The 14,309-nt window shown below is 27.6% G+C and carries 26 protein-coding genes; 24 read left to right on the forward strand and 2 right to left on the reverse strand.

Annotation, left to right across the window (positions count from 1 at the left end; all coding sequences use genetic code 11):
• Positions 1–13 precede the first annotated feature (13 nt).
• The 20 genes from ACTNBA_RS17955 (at position 14) to ACTNBA_RS18050 (ending at position 10,652) form a co-directional block, all read left to right on the forward strand.
• A complete protein-coding gene (locus ACTNBA_RS17955; protein WP_441075650.1) occupies positions 14–190 on the forward strand; it encodes a hypothetical protein in 177 nt (58 codons plus the stop codon).
• Between the two features lie 138 nt (positions 191–328).
• Complete coding sequence (locus ACTNBA_RS17960; protein ID WP_441075651.1) at positions 329–499, forward strand: hypothetical protein; 171 nt, start codon at positions 329–331, stop codon at positions 497–499.
• A 223-nt stretch (positions 500–722) separates the two neighbouring features.
• Positions 723–1,019 carry a type II toxin-antitoxin system RelE/ParE family toxin gene (locus ACTNBA_RS17965; RefSeq protein WP_441075652.1) on the forward strand — a complete coding sequence of 99 codons (297 nt, stop codon included), beginning with the start codon at positions 723–725 and terminating at the stop codon, positions 1,017–1,019.
• 322 nt (positions 1,020–1,341) lie between these two features.
• Entirely contained in the window at positions 1,342–1,644 is a 303-nt protein-coding gene (locus ACTNBA_RS17970) for a helix-turn-helix domain-containing protein (RefSeq protein ID WP_441075653.1), read from the forward strand.
• 228 nt (positions 1,645–1,872) lie between these two features.
• Positions 1,873–2,487 carry a recombinase family protein gene (locus tag ACTNBA_RS17975; protein WP_441075654.1) on the forward strand — a complete coding sequence of 205 codons (615 nt, stop codon included), beginning with the start codon at positions 1,873–1,875 and terminating at the stop codon, positions 2,485–2,487.
• Between the two features lie 264 nt (positions 2,488–2,751).
• On the forward strand, positions 2,752–3,519 hold the full coding sequence (locus ACTNBA_RS17980; protein WP_441075655.1) for a hypothetical protein: 768 nt from the start codon (positions 2,752–2,754) through the stop codon (positions 3,517–3,519).
• A gap of 181 nt (positions 3,520–3,700) precedes the next feature.
• Complete coding sequence (locus ACTNBA_RS17985; protein ID WP_441075656.1) at positions 3,701–4,036, forward strand: hypothetical protein; 336 nt, start codon at positions 3,701–3,703, stop codon at positions 4,034–4,036.
• Between the two features lie 85 nt (positions 4,037–4,121).
• Complete coding sequence (locus ACTNBA_RS17990; RefSeq protein WP_441075657.1) at positions 4,122–4,376, forward strand: hypothetical protein; 255 nt, start codon at positions 4,122–4,124, stop codon at positions 4,374–4,376.
• Between the two features lie 147 nt (positions 4,377–4,523).
• Positions 4,524–4,976: a hypothetical protein gene (locus tag ACTNBA_RS17995; protein WP_441075658.1), complete on the forward strand. Its 453-nt coding sequence runs from the start codon at positions 4,524–4,526 to the stop codon at positions 4,974–4,976.
• A gap of 129 nt (positions 4,977–5,105) precedes the next feature.
• On the forward strand, positions 5,106–5,288 hold the full coding sequence (locus ACTNBA_RS18000; RefSeq protein ID WP_441075659.1) for a hypothetical protein: 183 nt from the start codon (positions 5,106–5,108) through the stop codon (positions 5,286–5,288).
• Positions 5,289–5,509: 221 nt separating this feature from the next.
• On the forward strand, positions 5,510–5,983 hold the full coding sequence (locus tag ACTNBA_RS18005) for a hypothetical protein (protein ID WP_441075660.1): 474 nt from the start codon (positions 5,510–5,512) through the stop codon (positions 5,981–5,983).
• 314 nt (positions 5,984–6,297) lie between these two features.
• Positions 6,298–6,594: a hypothetical protein gene (locus ACTNBA_RS18010; protein WP_441075661.1), complete on the forward strand. Its 297-nt coding sequence runs from the start codon at positions 6,298–6,300 to the stop codon at positions 6,592–6,594.
• A gap of 181 nt (positions 6,595–6,775) precedes the next feature.
• Positions 6,776–7,483, forward strand: a complete 708-nt coding sequence (locus ACTNBA_RS18015; protein WP_441075662.1) for an Abi-alpha family protein — start codon at positions 6,776–6,778, stop codon at positions 7,481–7,483.
• Between the two features lie 143 nt (positions 7,484–7,626).
• Complete coding sequence (locus tag ACTNBA_RS18020) at positions 7,627–7,836, forward strand: hypothetical protein (RefSeq protein WP_441075663.1); 210 nt, start codon at positions 7,627–7,629, stop codon at positions 7,834–7,836.
• A gap of 40 nt (positions 7,837–7,876) precedes the next feature.
• Positions 7,877–7,999 (forward strand): hypothetical protein, encoded by a 123-nt coding sequence (locus ACTNBA_RS18025; RefSeq protein ID WP_441075664.1) that lies wholly within the window; start codon positions 7,877–7,879, stop codon positions 7,997–7,999.
• Positions 8,000–8,030: 31 nt separating this feature from the next.
• Complete coding sequence (locus tag ACTNBA_RS18030) at positions 8,031–8,216, forward strand: hypothetical protein (protein ID WP_441075665.1); 186 nt, start codon at positions 8,031–8,033, stop codon at positions 8,214–8,216.
• Positions 8,217–8,412: 196 nt separating this feature from the next.
• The gene (locus ACTNBA_RS18035; RefSeq protein ID WP_441075666.1) at positions 8,413–8,646 is read left to right on the forward strand and encodes a DUF5659 domain-containing protein; all 234 of its coding nucleotides are present in this window, start codon (positions 8,413–8,415) and stop codon (positions 8,644–8,646) included.
• A 126-nt stretch (positions 8,647–8,772) separates the two neighbouring features.
• Positions 8,773–9,534: a DNA adenine methylase gene (locus ACTNBA_RS18040; protein WP_441075667.1), complete on the forward strand. Its 762-nt coding sequence runs from the start codon at positions 8,773–8,775 to the stop codon at positions 9,532–9,534.
• Positions 9,535–9,548: 14 nt separating this feature from the next.
• Positions 9,549–9,953, forward strand: coding sequence for a sigma factor-like helix-turn-helix DNA-binding protein (locus tag ACTNBA_RS18045; protein ID WP_441075668.1), 405 nt, complete (start codon positions 9,549–9,551; stop codon positions 9,951–9,953).
• Positions 9,954–10,025: 72 nt separating this feature from the next.
• Positions 10,026–10,652 carry a GNAT family N-acetyltransferase gene (locus ACTNBA_RS18050; protein WP_441075669.1) on the forward strand — a complete coding sequence of 209 codons (627 nt, stop codon included), beginning with the start codon at positions 10,026–10,028 and terminating at the stop codon, positions 10,650–10,652.
• Between the two features lie 42 nt (positions 10,653–10,694).
• Here ACTNBA_RS18050 and ACTNBA_RS18055 read toward each other — a convergent pair whose 3' ends face one another.
• Positions 10,695–11,315 (reverse strand): helix-turn-helix domain-containing protein, encoded by a 621-nt coding sequence (locus tag ACTNBA_RS18055; RefSeq protein ID WP_441075670.1) that lies wholly within the window; start codon positions 11,313–11,315, stop codon positions 10,695–10,697.
• Positions 11,316–11,674: 359 nt separating this feature from the next.
• Positions 11,675–11,899, reverse strand: coding sequence for a helix-turn-helix domain-containing protein (locus tag ACTNBA_RS18060; RefSeq protein ID WP_441075671.1), 225 nt, complete (start codon positions 11,897–11,899; stop codon positions 11,675–11,677).
• A gap of 333 nt (positions 11,900–12,232) precedes the next feature.
• Here ACTNBA_RS18060 and ACTNBA_RS18065 point away from each other — a divergent pair, with 333 nt between their 5' ends.
• The 4 genes from ACTNBA_RS18065 (at position 12,233) to ACTNBA_RS18080 (ending at position 14,259) form a co-directional block, all read left to right on the forward strand.
• Positions 12,233–12,673 carry a hypothetical protein gene (locus ACTNBA_RS18065; protein ID WP_441075672.1) on the forward strand — a complete coding sequence of 147 codons (441 nt, stop codon included), beginning with the start codon at positions 12,233–12,235 and terminating at the stop codon, positions 12,671–12,673.
• Between the two features lie 36 nt (positions 12,674–12,709).
• Positions 12,710–12,952 carry a hypothetical protein gene (locus ACTNBA_RS18070; RefSeq protein ID WP_441075673.1) on the forward strand — a complete coding sequence of 81 codons (243 nt, stop codon included), beginning with the start codon at positions 12,710–12,712 and terminating at the stop codon, positions 12,950–12,952.
• A 66-nt stretch (positions 12,953–13,018) separates the two neighbouring features.
• Positions 13,019–13,909: a conjugal transfer protein gene (locus tag ACTNBA_RS18075; RefSeq protein WP_441075674.1), complete on the forward strand. Its 891-nt coding sequence runs from the start codon at positions 13,019–13,021 to the stop codon at positions 13,907–13,909.
• A gap of 11 nt (positions 13,910–13,920) precedes the next feature.
• Positions 13,921–14,259 carry a hypothetical protein gene (locus ACTNBA_RS18080; protein ID WP_441075675.1) on the forward strand — a complete coding sequence of 113 codons (339 nt, stop codon included), beginning with the start codon at positions 13,921–13,923 and terminating at the stop codon, positions 14,257–14,259.
• Positions 14,260–14,309 lie beyond the last annotated feature (50 nt).

The raw sequence follows: 14,309 nt of genomic DNA on the forward strand, positions 1-14,309 counted from the left end.
TATTGTAAACAAATTGGTAGGCAAAATAGTAATAGGGACACTTAAGAGCAGGAAGTTTGGGTGTAAATTTATTTTTAGTACACAATATATAAAACAATTAGATGCTATCGCAGATGTTCTAGAGGCTAGTGGAAGTTCTTACATGCTATTAAAAGGAAGCTTGGAAGATGATTATAGAAAAGTTATCTGAGAATGAATAAAATACGATTTTGTGTTAAGACATGCACGAGATATAAAAGAAAGGCAGAACATAAAATGTTACTACCAATCCCTGAACAAGATGATTGTAACATATTATTTCGGCTCAAACAAGAAAGGGAGAATTAATATGGATATGAATGGATTAATATTAGGAATTGAAGCAATAATTAATTGGTTAGGACTTATTGTTAAGTGGACTTTGATAACAGCTGCAGTAAGCTTAATTTTGATGATAATACTTATGTGTACATTGCATGTATTAAAAATAAACAATGTTAAAATACCTAAATTCAATTAAAGTAAGAATAATTTATAAAAATAAGGCCAATAAAAATGCTCTTGTTTTTATATTTACCTATGGATCAGAGTGTATTTAATTAAATAGATTAAATACTAAAAAAATATAATAAATAAATTTCACAAAAAGTATTTACTTTTTAAGGGAATGGTATATAATAGTATTATACATCATATTTGATGTATTTTGAAAAAATAAAATTTTGACTGTTGGAGGAAGTAATATGGAATATTACACTGACTCCAGGGGAGAAAATGTTATTTTTGATTTTATACTTAAACAACCAATTCAGGAACAAGTTAAATTATCTAGGGCACTTAAAGGACTAGAGGAGGGTTCACAAAATTTAAACATAAAAGCATTCAGAAAGAATGTAAAAGAATTGAAAGTAGGATGGTATAGAATATTCTATACTACTAAAATTTCTGGAATTCATATAATTCATATAATAAGAAAGAAAAGTGCAAAGATACAACAAACGGATGTAGACTTAATTCTAAATCGTGCAAAAGAAGTATAAAAATCAATAACATTTTCCCCCTAGGGGGATATTCTTCAAAAAATAAGTCAAAATAATTATAGAATAATTAATAAGAAAATAATGAATTGGAGGTGTTAAAAGGTAGTTAAGGTAATATAACATAATAACAAAGTGTTTATTACATGATCATCTAAATAATCTGTATATTTAAATCTGCAGATTCCATTAGAAAAATAGTAATTTCATTTTTAGTTTTTATTTATACTATAATATGGGATTACATATAAGATGAGGAGGGTTAGTTTAGGTCGCCCCCAAATCGTAATTTAAAAAACTAAACAATAATAAGGGGAATACCGCTATGAAGGAGTTTACAAATAATAATTTAAACATATTTTTAGAACAAAATATTTTTAATAACGATTTTTCAAAATTTTTATATGAAGTAGAAGATATGGAGTTTCAATTAATTGAGAATTTAGTAAGAGAAAGAAAAAGGAGGTCTATTACACAAAAAGAAATAGCTGAAAGGACAGGGTTGTCTCAACAGGCTGTATCCAGGATAGAGAAATATGGAAATAAGCCTTCATTGAACAATTTATTAAAATACATGTATGCAATAGGAATTAATATTAATGATTTGTTTGGAAAAAAATTAAATTAGCTAGATTGATTTTAAGTGTGGATCTAAAAATGCAGGGGAAGCGGTGGCCCTGCATTTTTATTAATGATATATGTATCATCAAACTATAGTTTTATGATACACTATAATTAAGAATTAAAAACATGGAATTTAAATAGAATTTCATGTATTTTTAGAAGGTTAAAGTGTATCAAATGTAAATCATAGTTTAATGATACATATTTAAATTTAATGTATGAGGTAATAGAAATGTTAATCAAATATTTGAGAGTAAGCACTAAAAAACAAGATGAGGGAAGACAAGAGCTTCAATTGGATAAACTAGGTATTAAGTTTGATAGAGAATACATAGATAAAGTTACAGGAAAAACAGAAGAAAGACCACAGTTAAATAAGATGATTGTAGAAGTAAAAGAAGGAGATATAGTTTATAGTGAAAGTATAAGTAGATTAGGGCGAAGTTTGAAAGATCTTATAGATATAGTAGAGCAGCTACTAAAAAAGGGAGGAAGGGTAATAATCGTAAAAGAAGGAATAGACACCAGTAGTAGTACTTATAAGTTATTGCTGGCCATATTTGGAGGAGTTGCAGAAATGGAAGGTGAGTATATTCAAGAGAGAGTGCTTCAAGGTGTTGAGTTATGTAAAATAAGGGGAACAACAAAGACTGGGCGATGGTTTGGTAGACAGAATAAGACCGCTGAGGATTTACCCAAAAATTTTAGAAAATACTATGATAAGATGAAGAGTAACATTAAAGAGGAAAAAATAACAAAGGTAGAAATGGCTAAGTTATTAGGATGTGGAAGGGCTACTTTATATAGATGGATTAAAATATATGAAGATACAGAAAGCCATTATTGATATAAGAAGAATTATCATGGAAGGTGATATATATGAAAAAGTAGCCGAAGAAAGTATAATTAATATAGGTAAAAGGATTGAATAATGAAATGTAAGAATTAAAAAGAGTGTTAGAAAAGAAAGCAACTTTATGAAGAAATAAAGAAACTTAAAGAAGATAAAGAAAAACTAATTATCCAATTAGTAGAGTTGGAAGAACTTAAAGATGAAAATAAAAGATTAAGAGAAAGTTTAGATAAATTAAAGTAATAATTGGAGGGTATTATGGAAGATGAGATAATAAATAAAGTAAATATTGAATGTAAAGAACAGTTTCAATTTGAGGATGATATTAAAATTTTAATAGATAATGATATAGTCCCTAAAATAAATGAATATCTTCATGGAGTTAAAAATGACAAAAAACAATTATTAATAAATAAGGCGATTACATTTTTAACTTGCCAAGAAATAAGAAATTATAATTCAAGCATGTTGCTAATTCGTAATGGATATGCAACAAATGCTTTAGTTAATTTAAGACAAATGGTAGAAATAATTTTAGAAATCAATTTCATTTTAGGAGATACAAATAAAACCTATGAAAGAGCATTGAACTATTTTAAAGATGGAAATAAGGTTGGAAAATATAAAAAGAGTATATATTCTTTTAATACAAGGTTATATAAAGCATATGAAGTTTTATGTAACCACTCACACGCTAATAGCAATGCACTATATAAAAATAAGAATGGAAATATTATTTCAATAGGTCCAAATGATATTTTAGTTAAGGAAACCTCAATATTGGTAAATTCAATTTTTTATTATTCCTTGGAAACTATATTAAAGTTTTATAATATTAATGATACAGTAATTGAAAAAATAAATGTTCCTGAGAATGTAAAAGATGAAATAATAAATTATAAAGAAGAACAGGAAATAACAAATCTTACTCTTAAGGCTATTTTTAAATCTTTTGAATTTACAGATGAAGAGATTTTAAAAGAAAAGGAAAATTATAAAGAGTATTTATTAAACCGTAAAAAATAACTTGTTAGACACTCAAAAATGAATAGCAAGAAGAAAGGAGGATTTAGTGAGGGTTTGGTACTTACAATACACTCTCTCACTAAAGATAAAATATGAAAACAGTTATTATTGGAAACCGAGGGAGTGGAGCTTATGTTTTCTTTAGACATTTAATTTTCAAGGAGGAAAGCAAGAATTTTATATGAATTATCATAATGATCCTGAATTTTTAATGGATTATCATTGGTTATTAGAAGAATTTAATGAGGTGTTATTTAATGAGGTGTTAAGAATTCAATTAAATAATTTAACGTTGCCCTGGATAAAAAAATTAAATGAGTTTGATAAGATTTTTATATTTAATCCTTGTGATGAATTTGCTAAAAACTATTTATCAAATATTTTTTATTCATATAAGAAAGAAATATTATCTTTTTCAAATAATAGAAACGATGAATATATTATGATAGAGAATGGAGAAATTAAACATTCATTTCTTGAATTAGATAAAAATTTCAAGATAGACTTGATGGACTAATTCACAATTCAAGCACAATGTGTAGGTATTACGAAATTAAGTCGGTGTACAAGCAGGTGCACGAGATATAATAAAGGGGTGTAAAATGGATAATGAATCATATAAAAAAGAAAAACTATTTAGAAGTGAACTAGGTATTATATATAAAGCTGAGGTTGAAGTTTTTGAAAAACATTCTAGGATGGATGTAAAACTAATAATAAGGATTTTCGATATGTCAAAATGCCATCAACTTTATGAAAAATTAGACATAACATATCATCACTTTTCAGATGAAGCTTTAGATGAGATAGTTAAAAAGCATATAAATAAATATGAAGGTTGGAATATCGTTGAATAGTTCATATTTTAAAGAAAGTCTGAGGAAACATCGCCGTGAAGCAACGATACTGTATATATTATTACAATGAAAAATGTAGTATAATGGTTATATATTTTTTAAAAAAGGAGAATTTTAACGATAGATTTTAATAAATTGGAGGTAAACATGGAACGTAAGGTTACAAAGATGAGTGCGACTAAACAGGGATGGAATCAAAAGATAGTTAGATTAAGGGAAGAATATAGGACTCTTTGTACCTTTATAGATTTTTTCGCAAAAGAAACAGGCAGAGATTCTATTAAAATATATGAGGAATTAGTAAATTTCTCATTAGACTATATAGCATATAATGGATTTCATTATATAATAACTGAAGAATTTACAGGTCGTAGAGAACCAAAAGGACTACTTTTATCTAGCGATACTCAAAAAAGGTTTAAAGTAGATTTTAATAATTATAAGAATTTATGTATGAGAATGCATGGAAAAAAGTTAACAGTAGGAGAATTTACAGAATTACTTATATTTATTTATTGCATGAATAACTTTGAAGAAAGACATAAAAAATATGTAGGTTATATGAAATGGGGATTTATGGATACTAAACTTAAGAAATGAGGATTGAAAAAGAAATAGGTAACTAAATGTTTCTTTTTTTGAAATGAATAGTGTAATAATATTTACGCTTTCTTGTTTTATTATTATAATCTAATTGTAGGAAGAGCGAATTTTGAAGGGAGATTTATAATGAAAGTTAAAGAGTTGATAAGTGTTACCTTTGATAAAGTGACCATATATAAAGCAAATAATAGAGATTTTGAAGATATATATAAAGGCACCACAAATGATATTCCAGCAGATATATTAGAGATGAAGGTCAAAGTTATAGGAGCAACAAAAAAAGCAGTTATAGATATACAAGTGTTTTAATACGTAATTCAATTATTGTAGAGATTGCGAAGTAATTATTGAAATTAGATATACAAATAGTGTTCTTTGAAAATTGAATAATACGGTGAAAAAATATAATATATTTAAATATGGTATAATTACAAATAAACAAGTCTCGCTCGTAAATTATTATGATATAATAGTAATAAATTGTTACTCAGTTTACTTTGTTGATAATTTAAGAAGGAGTTGATAGCACTATGGGTTTAGAAAATGAAAGTTTAGAAATAATAAAAAAAATACAAGAATCAAGAGAGAGAAAAGAAGATTATACTTTAAGATATTCTTACTATAGTAGATGGTGGGAATTGAGTGGAATAGAGGATTTGGCAATAATGCCTCCTGGTTCATCTTTTAAATATGTTTTACAAACAAGCCCATTCGATTTTTGGAAAGCTACAATACCACCTGAATCATTAATTGGAGATGAAAATGATGAATATTATGGAGAGCATGGTAAAGAAGAGATAAATAATATGATTAAAACGATGAAAGATGTTATAAATTTCATAGAAGGTGAAGAACCCCATACAGTAGCATTTACAAGTATTCCTATGCCTTCAGGAGATTTATTTGAGCTTGTAGGATTGGCTAAGATATCAAATAATGGTACATCGTTTGTTTTTTGCAATGATTTGGATTATTTAAAATACCTTAAGTCAAAAGGCTTGTAAAAGCAAAAATTATGTGAAATTGAAAGGGTATATAGGAAACGTAGCCTTTTAATTTGAACTGTTTTATTTAAAGATACAAGAGTTTAATAACTATATAACATTATTCAATATTTATTTTATATATAATTCTTATTTAACATCACAAAAATAAAACCGAATAGTTATTTAAAACACCGTATTATTCATAGATGAATTTTATGGTGTTTTTGTTTGTAATACAATAATGATATGACTTTATTATAAAGCTACATATTAGGATAAGTATAGCCCAAGAGCAACATATATTAAAGTTTTAAAAGGGAGGATTTGAAAAGATGACTATATATCAAAAGTATGAAGAAATGGGATTAATGGATTATAAATTAAAAACTGTGGATGATGTAAAAGCCTTACATGGGACAGATATATTGGCGATGAAAGGATTAGATATATTATCAGAAGAAGATAAAGAATTGGTTATAATGTTATTTATAGGGTACTTGAACGGTTGTGGTTGTGGAAATAGGCAAGATGTTCCGATAAAAGTAGAAAAGTTAAGTAACGATAAGTTTAAGATATATTATCTTGATGGAATGTTCAGCTATTTCTATAGTGATGGAAGTATAGGCTAATTTGAAATTCTTTAATTGTAGATATTATAAATTTAAAAAATATGTTCTTTGAAAATTTAATAGTACGGTGTTTTAAAATATAATGTAGTATATCGAAATAAGATTCTATGGATAGATATAGAAATATATATTATAATTAAGATTAAATGTTGAAAATAAGACGTTGAATGGAGGTATATGGATGAGTGAAGATTTAAAATCTATTGAAGAAATTGCTAAAACAGCTGGAAAAGTTATAGATGCTAGTGAAAAGGTTGGAGGTTTTATAGCTAAATTTATATCAGGATCACTAGAACAAGGCATAGGAATATTCGAAGATAGGTTAAAGTATATGAGGTGGGAACGCCAAGTTCGCTTAATGAAAAAATCAGAAGAATTTATGGAATCTATAAATTTCAAAGGGCCTACGAAAACTATACCATTAAAATTTGCTATTCCATTATTTCAAGCTGCTACTTTGGAAGATGATGACTACCTACAAGATTTATGGGTAAAGTTACTTGTAAATTCTAGCAATAATGAGAGTAATGTAAAGCTATGTAGAACTTATATCGATATTTTAGAAAAGTTGAGTCCATTAGAGGCAAGAATTTTAATAACTATTTATTCTCATCCATTCAATGAAATTGAACATAGAGGAGTATTTACAATTGGATTACCAGAAGAAGCAATTCCGTATTCACATGAAGAAATTGAAAAGATAAGTGAATATCATTTAGAAAATGAACAAGTACTATTTGCACTTGCTAATCTTTCACGCTTAGGGTGTATATCTGTTCAAAAAAGCATTGGAGGCGGAGAAATTTTTAATGTTGTTAATCCAACATTATTAGGGAAATATCTTGTAGAATCATTTACTATAAAAAATATTCATGAAAGTTTAGTTTAAAAAATAGTTTTTAATTAGTTATTTGAAGTGGAATAAGTTTTAAGGATACCGTATTGTTCAAATTGAATATGTGGTGTTTTTGTTTCGTGTATATAACAAGAAAATAATGTGTAGATACAGTGAGTGTTTGAGGGAGGTTTATTATGCCAGAATATTTTTGGGAATGGTATGAAAGAAAAGGATATGATAAGATTTTAAAAATTGAAGATTGTTTTGAGAATAAGACTTTTTTAGTTGGCTGTTGTGTAGAATATTTAACTGAAAAAGGACAGAGAATTACTAAAATTCAAGACTGCAATAGCTTTAAAGAAATGCTTAATTATTTACAAAAAGGTGTGGCATGGACAAGATAATTCACAATTTAAGGATATAAAGAAAAGAGGTGTTTTATATATGAATAAGATAGAAAAGGAAAATTTAAGAAAATTCTTAGAATACCTTCAGGATAAAGTTGAAAAGTGTTATAAGAAAGAAACTGAAATAGCTATTGAAGAATTCTTAAAAGATATAAAATAATAGGTACTCTAAAAGTAAGTGAGGGTAATATATGAATTCCAATATTTTTGTTTGCCAGTTACCAGAAAAGAACCAAAATAAATTAAAAAGGATGATTAAGGAACATTTTTTACAAGAAGGATATAGTGCTGCTGATATAAAAAAGATAATAGAAAGTGTTATGGAAAATAGATTGTGGAATGTAGAGGAAATCATTGATATAAATGAGCTTAGTTAATTGTATATAAGTTTAATGAGAAATAATAAAAAATGTAAGGTGATTAGGATAGTGATTTTTCATGCTATCCTATTTTTTTATGATTAATTTTACATAAGAAGAAATATATTGACATAAAAGAGAACATATGACGAGCTAAAATTGATAAATAACCCCTATTTAAATATTGTACAATTATATAAAAGGGGTGTTATTTATGAAAATTAAGCAGATAACAGATATGGATTTATTAGTATATCTAATTGCTAAAAATTTCAAAATCATTAAAAAGGAGAAGAGTGGGAAAAAAACAATATTTTATTTTGAAGAAACGAGGGAATTAGATTCTAGTATATTATCTTTTGTTAATAGATCAGAGACTATAAATATTGCAGATATTCTAGGGGCCCAAAGAAGGCTTAAAACTTTACTATGTTTGGAAAATAAATAGTAGAATATGGAGGGAGTTCCTAGAACCTTTCTTAACAGTAATATTATTGATGAGAGGGGGTAAATTTAAACTTTAAACTATTATCTATCATCTATATTTAATTTAAATTTTAAGGAGATGATAGTTATGCTAGTACCACCAATTTCAAGAATGGGCGGAAAAAGTAAACTAAGAAAAACAATTATTGAAATGATACCAGAACATATTTGCTATGTAGAGCCATTTTTTGGTGCAGGGTGGGTTTACTTCGGAAAGGAACCCAGCCAGGTTGAAGTTATAAATGACATTGATCGAGAGCTTGTAAATTTATTTAGAACAATAAAATACCATGAGCCAGAGCTGGAGCGCTTGATGAAGTATGAAATTTCTAGCAGAGACATTTTTGAAAACTATAAAAGCACTCCTATAGACAGTTTAACAGAACCTTATAGAGCAATAAGATTCCTGTATTTAATAAGTCAGAGCTTTGCAAGTAAGGGTAATAATTATGGATACGGAACTACTAAAACTCCATCATCTAAAATTTTTACACCGGAAGTTCTTGTGGACATTAGAAATAGGCTTCAGAATACATATGTTGAGAATCTAGATTTTATAAAAATTATTGAAAAATATGATAGGGAGCATACATTTTTCTTTTGTGACCCTCCATATCTCGAAACTGGAGGATATGGTGTTAAATTCGATGAGAATGATCATATAAAATTAAAAGATTACTTAACGAACATAAAGGGGAAATTTTTACTCACAATAAATGACCATAATAAAATTAGAAAATTGTATAGTGATTTTAACATTAAAGAGGTAAATGTAAATTACTCGATATCAAGGAGTGCTGAAGCGAGAAAGAGTTACAAGGAACTAATAATAACAAATTATAATTATTAGGGGAGTAGTAATTTATGAGAAAGACAGAAAAAGAAGAATTATTAAAGGATTTTTATAAGAAGAGACGTACGTTAGACAAGCTTGAGTATGAGATTGATGTTTTAACTAAGAACAATGAAGAAATGAAAAAAATTATGGAGACTGATTTTAAGAGTAATGCTATAAGTAAGAGGATAGAAAAGAATAATAATATGATTTTAAATAAGTCTTTACAAGCAAGTGATATTAGAACAGAGACAGCTGCAGCGGAATTTATTATTTCATCATTACCAGAAGAAGAAAGAACTATAATCGAAATGCGATACAAGCATGGAAGGGATTATCTATTTATAGTAAAAAAATTGAATATTAGTAAATCAACTATTTCTAGGAGAATAAGTAACGTAGCTAATATCTTGGACGAGGAATTAAACTTATAGAACCAGGGGATATTGTCTTTAGTGGCAATATCCCTTATATTTTAATTATGTATAGTTAGAAGGGGGAATATTATGTTTGAATTAATTTTAATAGGGGGATTGATGTTTACAAGTACATGGTTTTATTATTCTAGGAAAGATATAAAGAAAAGAAATGAGTATTTAGAACAAGAATATGAACGTTTAAATTCCTTACGGGATAGTAGTAATGAGGAATATAGAAACAAAATCTTAAATAGTAAGAGGATAGCTAATTCCAATATTAACTTTGAATTGAAAGAAAGTAATGAAGTTTTAGTAATAAAAGATGAACTTGATTATATGTACAAAGGTATTGATATTTATGTATCTAACAAAAAAGATATAGATCTGTACATGGGATATGATGAAATTATAGATATGAACATAGAATATGGAAACGGGGTAAAAAAGATTGCTTTAATAGATTTGTATAGAGAAAAGGAAGGCATATACAAAATTGAAAAATTAAGAGTGCTAAAGGATTATAGGAGAAATGGTATAGCAACTTTTATGATGGAAAGAGTAATTGAATGGGCTAAGCTTAGAGAGGTTAAGGAATTATATTTGTTTGCAAGTGCAGATAGATTTTTCATGTCACAGTCAGATTTAATGAAGTTTTATTCTGAATTTGGATTTATATCTGAAGGAAGCGATTATATGAGATTAAAATTAAAATAAGATATAAAAATGGTATTATCAATCAAATAGATAATACCATTTTTATATTGAGAAAGTAACTTCTTTAACCTGGCCGATAGGGAGGGAGTCATCAATTGGAATCTCAATAAAACCATTATTTAATATGGAATTATAAAGAATGAAAGATTTTTCTGTAATAAACACTTTTCCAATAAAAGTTTCATCTTTGAATCGTATAACTAAAATATCACCAGTAGAGAATTTTTTTAATCGCCTTAACAATAATAAATCATTTTTTTTAATTCTATAATCAGGAAATCGTGCTGGAGAATACATATAACAAAATGAACCTTTAGTTACTTTATCTAAGGGTGCAGGAATCCTATTCAATACTTCAAGAGTATTAGGGTTTATTATAGGAACTATTTTAAAGTTATTTATAACTGGATTCTCACAAACAACCCCAATATCTTGCTTCCTAATATCTGTTAAACCATTCAAGTAATCAAGACTAACCTTATAAAGTTTAGTCAATGTTATTTGCACAGATTGGGGAGGATATACAGCATTGTTTTCATACTGAGCATAACTTGATCTAGCAACAAAACATAGATTAGCTACCTCGTTTTGAGATAAATTAAGCTCATGTCGAAGTTGTTTAAGTCTACTTCCTATAGTAATGCTGGAATTTGAATCATACATAAAATCACCCCCTTAATAACATTATAAGGCAAGAATCATTATTTGTATTGGAAGGCTATGACGACAATTTGCAAAAAATACTTGTCTTATATGACGTTAAGTGATACTATATTAATATAGATATAGAAAATATATGAAAATAACCTATTTTTGAATAAAAGTTGATAGAATTTTGAAATTTGACCTAAGAAAAATAGATTATAATAGTATATGTAAAACATTTTCCCCAATATTAAGAAAAAAGGTATGTATATTAGTCATATTATGCCCATTTCTTGTTACCCAAAAAGTCAACCAATCGTTTAAGGCAAACGGTTAGTTGACTTTTAAAATAAAATAATAAATTTAATATAGAAGTATTACTTGCGTAAGTATGGTTTGGGATCATCAGTTAAATTAACAAGATAATCAATACTAGTATTATATAATTTGGCAAGAGTAATAAGATGATTTATAGGAATTTTTCTTTTACCAGTTTCATAATTGCTATATACACGTTGATCTATATTGAGAATCTCACTAATTTCTACCTGAGTTAAGTCCCGATCTTCTCTAAAATTTTTTAATCTTACAAAGTATAACATTTTCATCACCCATTACATTTTATTTGAATCTAATATGAAAATGTTGACTTTACTACTAAATGATAGTAGAATAGGAGCGAATAGAGAGAGAAATTATGTAATATAAAGTCTATATGGGTAGAACTATATACATTTTTTGTTACCCAAAAAGTCAACTAAGTAAATCGTTAGCAAGTCTAACGATTTTTTATTTTTTATTTTTTTACGTATAAAGGGTTTATACCTCTGGAGGGGGAGTTAATGTGCATTATTTTATGAGTTTAGGTTTGTTAGGTAAAAAAGTACAAGCTAAATAAGAATATAAATAAAAGTTATAATTAGGGGGATGTAGGTATGGAGAGTAGATATGATGCTATAGAGAAACTATATTTTAATGAATGCTTAAGTGTTGTTGGCATTGCTGATAATTTAGGAGTTTCTAAACAGTATGTATCGAAGGTCCTTAAAAATAATTTTAAGGAAAAATATTTAGAAGAAAAGGAAAGAAGAAAAAATGATAACTATGAAAAGCGAAATAAAGTAAAGGCTAAAAATATCGCTGAAAAAAGGCGAACAAGAAATAGTGATGATGTTACAGTTGAAGAATTACGAAGACAGCATGAGATATCTGTTAGATGTATGAGTAAATCAGGATCTTTATCCAATAGGACAGCTATATATGCCAATATAAATGCATATGATCGAGTTAATAATTCACTTGTTTTTAATGGTAGAGTGGGAGCGAGGCCTCATGATATGCCACAAACATATAGTTTAAATATAGATGTTTACTAAATAAGTACACTAGATATTTAAGAGAGGGGGGAAAAAATGAGATATACAGTGCTAAAAGATATATGTGAAGATATAAAAAGAGGAGATCAAGTGGTAGTTATTCCTTCCTATAGCTATATGGTTGGACCAGATAATGTAAGAATAAAGGACCATTTTAATTTATTGCAAGGTGAAGTTGTGGTATGTAAATACACTACATTTCAAAAAGGTAATATAAAAGAGCGAATGTCATTAGCAAAATGTATGAAATCATCTTTAGCTGAAATAAAAGAAAAGTAACGCTATCTGAGGAATCAGGATAGCGTTACTTTTTTCACTATATATTTGTGAAAGGAGGTGATATTTATGAAGGAGGTCAAAATAGGAAAAATAAAAAGCTTAATTCCTAAGAAAGCATTGAAAATAACGTTATGGATTCTAATAGCAATAATAATGCTTAGAGGTGTTATTAGTATGATCAGGCCAGATAAAAGTGCTGAATCATATGAGAAATTAAAGGATGAAATAAGGTTATCTCAGAGTCAAATCAATGTTCAGGAAGAAGCGAATTCTTTTGCTGAAGGGTTTGTAAGAGAATTTTTAGAGTTTAAACAAGGTAAGGGAGAAGAGTATAGATCCAGGCTTTCAAAATATATGTGTGAACAAGCTCTAACTTATGTGAATGCATCAATTAATAGTGATTTATCAGTATTAGATGTAAATTCAATAAAAAGTAATGTTGTATCAGAAAATAAATTTGATGTTGATATAAGGGCTAAAGTACTTTATGCCACAGGGGTAAGTAAGGATATTTATTTAAGAGTGCCAGTGACTACAAATAACCAGGAATATGTGATAGAGGATTTACCGCTGTTTATACCAGAACCTTCAATAGCAAGTATTAAAACAGAAATGATTAGTGGTAACACTGCTGAAAACAATGTGACAAATGAAATAAAAGATATGTTAAATAAATTTCTAAGAGTTTATGCAGAAGGACAAGCTGGAGAGATAACTTATTATTTGGTTGACTCTAGTAATGACTTAGGAAGTTTGAATGGAGTACTTAAGTTTAAAGGTATATCTGAAGTAAATGCTTATGTAACTGAAGATGCTAATAAATATATAGCTATAGCAAATTTTTCATTAGAAGATCAGGAAAATAAGCAAGAAATAAAACAAAAAGCAAGATTAAGCGTTGTGTACAAAGATGGTAAATATTATATTGAAAGTTTTGATACACGCTCAATTAGTTAGGAGGAATTTTAATGAGTAAATTAAAAACAATAGTTTCTAATGTGAAAAAAAAGTCTAAGTATTTATATTTAACTGCAGTAGCAGCAGGAATGGCAGCAATCACTAATATAAGTTTTGTATATGCAGCGGATAATAAATATGCAACTAATGCAAGTAATTGGGCAATGAGTGGTGTACAATCTTTGGTTACAGTTGGAGCTGTCATTATAGTAGGTAAATCTTTGATTAGTCGTAAGTTTGTTCAAATGTTGGTATCAATACTTATTGCAGCAATTGTACTTGCAATAGTATATAATCCAAGCCTTATGAGAGGCATAGGGGAGTATTTAACTAATATTGTTATTGGATAGAAAGGAGGAGGAGCAAGTAGTAAGTTTGCTATTTGCTCCTATTTGTTATG

Source organism: Clostridium sulfidigenes (assembly GCF_052067195.1).
GTDB lineage: Bacteria > Bacillota > Clostridia > Clostridiales > Clostridiaceae > Clostridium_J > Clostridium_J sulfidigenes.

What these genes read in the sequence shown, in the direction of transcription:
- ACTNBA_RS17960 (WP_441075651.1), top strand. Translation starts at nt 329, where the DNA reads ATGGATATGAATGGATTAATATTAGGAATTGAAGCAATAATTAATTGG.
- ACTNBA_RS17965 (WP_441075652.1), top strand. Translation starts at nt 723, where the DNA reads ATGGAATATTACACTGACTCCAGGGGAGAAAATGTTATTTTTGATTTT.
- ACTNBA_RS17970 (WP_441075653.1), top strand. Translation starts at nt 1,342, where the DNA reads ATGAAGGAGTTTACAAATAATAATTTAAACATATTTTTAGAACAAAAT.
- ACTNBA_RS17975 (WP_441075654.1), top strand. Translation starts at nt 1,873, where the DNA reads ATGTTAATCAAATATTTGAGAGTAAGCACTAAAAAACAAGATGAGGGA.
- ACTNBA_RS17980 (WP_441075655.1), top strand. Translation starts at nt 2,752, where the DNA reads ATGGAAGATGAGATAATAAATAAAGTAAATATTGAATGTAAAGAACAG.
- ACTNBA_RS17985 (WP_441075656.1), top strand. Translation starts at nt 3,701, where the DNA reads ATGAATTATCATAATGATCCTGAATTTTTAATGGATTATCATTGGTTA.
- ACTNBA_RS17990 (WP_441075657.1), top strand. Translation starts at nt 4,122, where the DNA reads ATGGATAATGAATCATATAAAAAAGAAAAACTATTTAGAAGTGAACTA.
- ACTNBA_RS17995 (WP_441075658.1), top strand. Translation starts at nt 4,524, where the DNA reads ATGGAACGTAAGGTTACAAAGATGAGTGCGACTAAACAGGGATGGAAT.
- ACTNBA_RS18000 (WP_441075659.1), top strand. Translation starts at nt 5,106, where the DNA reads ATGAAAGTTAAAGAGTTGATAAGTGTTACCTTTGATAAAGTGACCATA.
- ACTNBA_RS18005 (WP_441075660.1), top strand. Translation starts at nt 5,510, where the DNA reads ATGGGTTTAGAAAATGAAAGTTTAGAAATAATAAAAAAAATACAAGAA.
- ACTNBA_RS18010 (WP_441075661.1), top strand. Translation starts at nt 6,298, where the DNA reads ATGACTATATATCAAAAGTATGAAGAAATGGGATTAATGGATTATAAA.
- ACTNBA_RS18015 (WP_441075662.1), top strand. Translation starts at nt 6,776, where the DNA reads ATGAGTGAAGATTTAAAATCTATTGAAGAAATTGCTAAAACAGCTGGA.
- ACTNBA_RS18020 (WP_441075663.1), top strand. Translation starts at nt 7,627, where the DNA reads ATGCCAGAATATTTTTGGGAATGGTATGAAAGAAAAGGATATGATAAG.
- ACTNBA_RS18025 (WP_441075664.1), top strand. Translation starts at nt 7,877, where the DNA reads ATGAATAAGATAGAAAAGGAAAATTTAAGAAAATTCTTAGAATACCTT.
- ACTNBA_RS18030 (WP_441075665.1), top strand. Translation starts at nt 8,031, where the DNA reads ATGAATTCCAATATTTTTGTTTGCCAGTTACCAGAAAAGAACCAAAAT.
- ACTNBA_RS18035 (WP_441075666.1), top strand. Translation starts at nt 8,413, where the DNA reads ATGAAAATTAAGCAGATAACAGATATGGATTTATTAGTATATCTAATT.
- ACTNBA_RS18040 (WP_441075667.1), top strand. Translation starts at nt 8,773, where the DNA reads ATGCTAGTACCACCAATTTCAAGAATGGGCGGAAAAAGTAAACTAAGA.
- ACTNBA_RS18045 (WP_441075668.1), top strand. Translation starts at nt 9,549, where the DNA reads ATGAGAAAGACAGAAAAAGAAGAATTATTAAAGGATTTTTATAAGAAG.
- ACTNBA_RS18050 (WP_441075669.1), top strand. Translation starts at nt 10,026, where the DNA reads ATGTTTGAATTAATTTTAATAGGGGGATTGATGTTTACAAGTACATGG.
- ACTNBA_RS18055 (WP_441075670.1), bottom strand. Translation starts at nt 11,315, where the DNA reads ATGTATGATTCAAATTCCAGCATTACTATAGGAAGTAGACTTAAACAA.
- ACTNBA_RS18060 (WP_441075671.1), bottom strand. Translation starts at nt 11,899, where the DNA reads ATGTTATACTTTGTAAGATTAAAAAATTTTAGAGAAGATCGGGACTTA.
- ACTNBA_RS18065 (WP_441075672.1), top strand. Translation starts at nt 12,233, where the DNA reads ATGGAGAGTAGATATGATGCTATAGAGAAACTATATTTTAATGAATGC.
- ACTNBA_RS18070 (WP_441075673.1), top strand. Translation starts at nt 12,710, where the DNA reads ATGAGATATACAGTGCTAAAAGATATATGTGAAGATATAAAAAGAGGA.
- ACTNBA_RS18075 (WP_441075674.1), top strand. Translation starts at nt 13,019, where the DNA reads ATGAAGGAGGTCAAAATAGGAAAAATAAAAAGCTTAATTCCTAAGAAA.
- ACTNBA_RS18080 (WP_441075675.1), top strand. Translation starts at nt 13,921, where the DNA reads ATGAGTAAATTAAAAACAATAGTTTCTAATGTGAAAAAAAAGTCTAAG.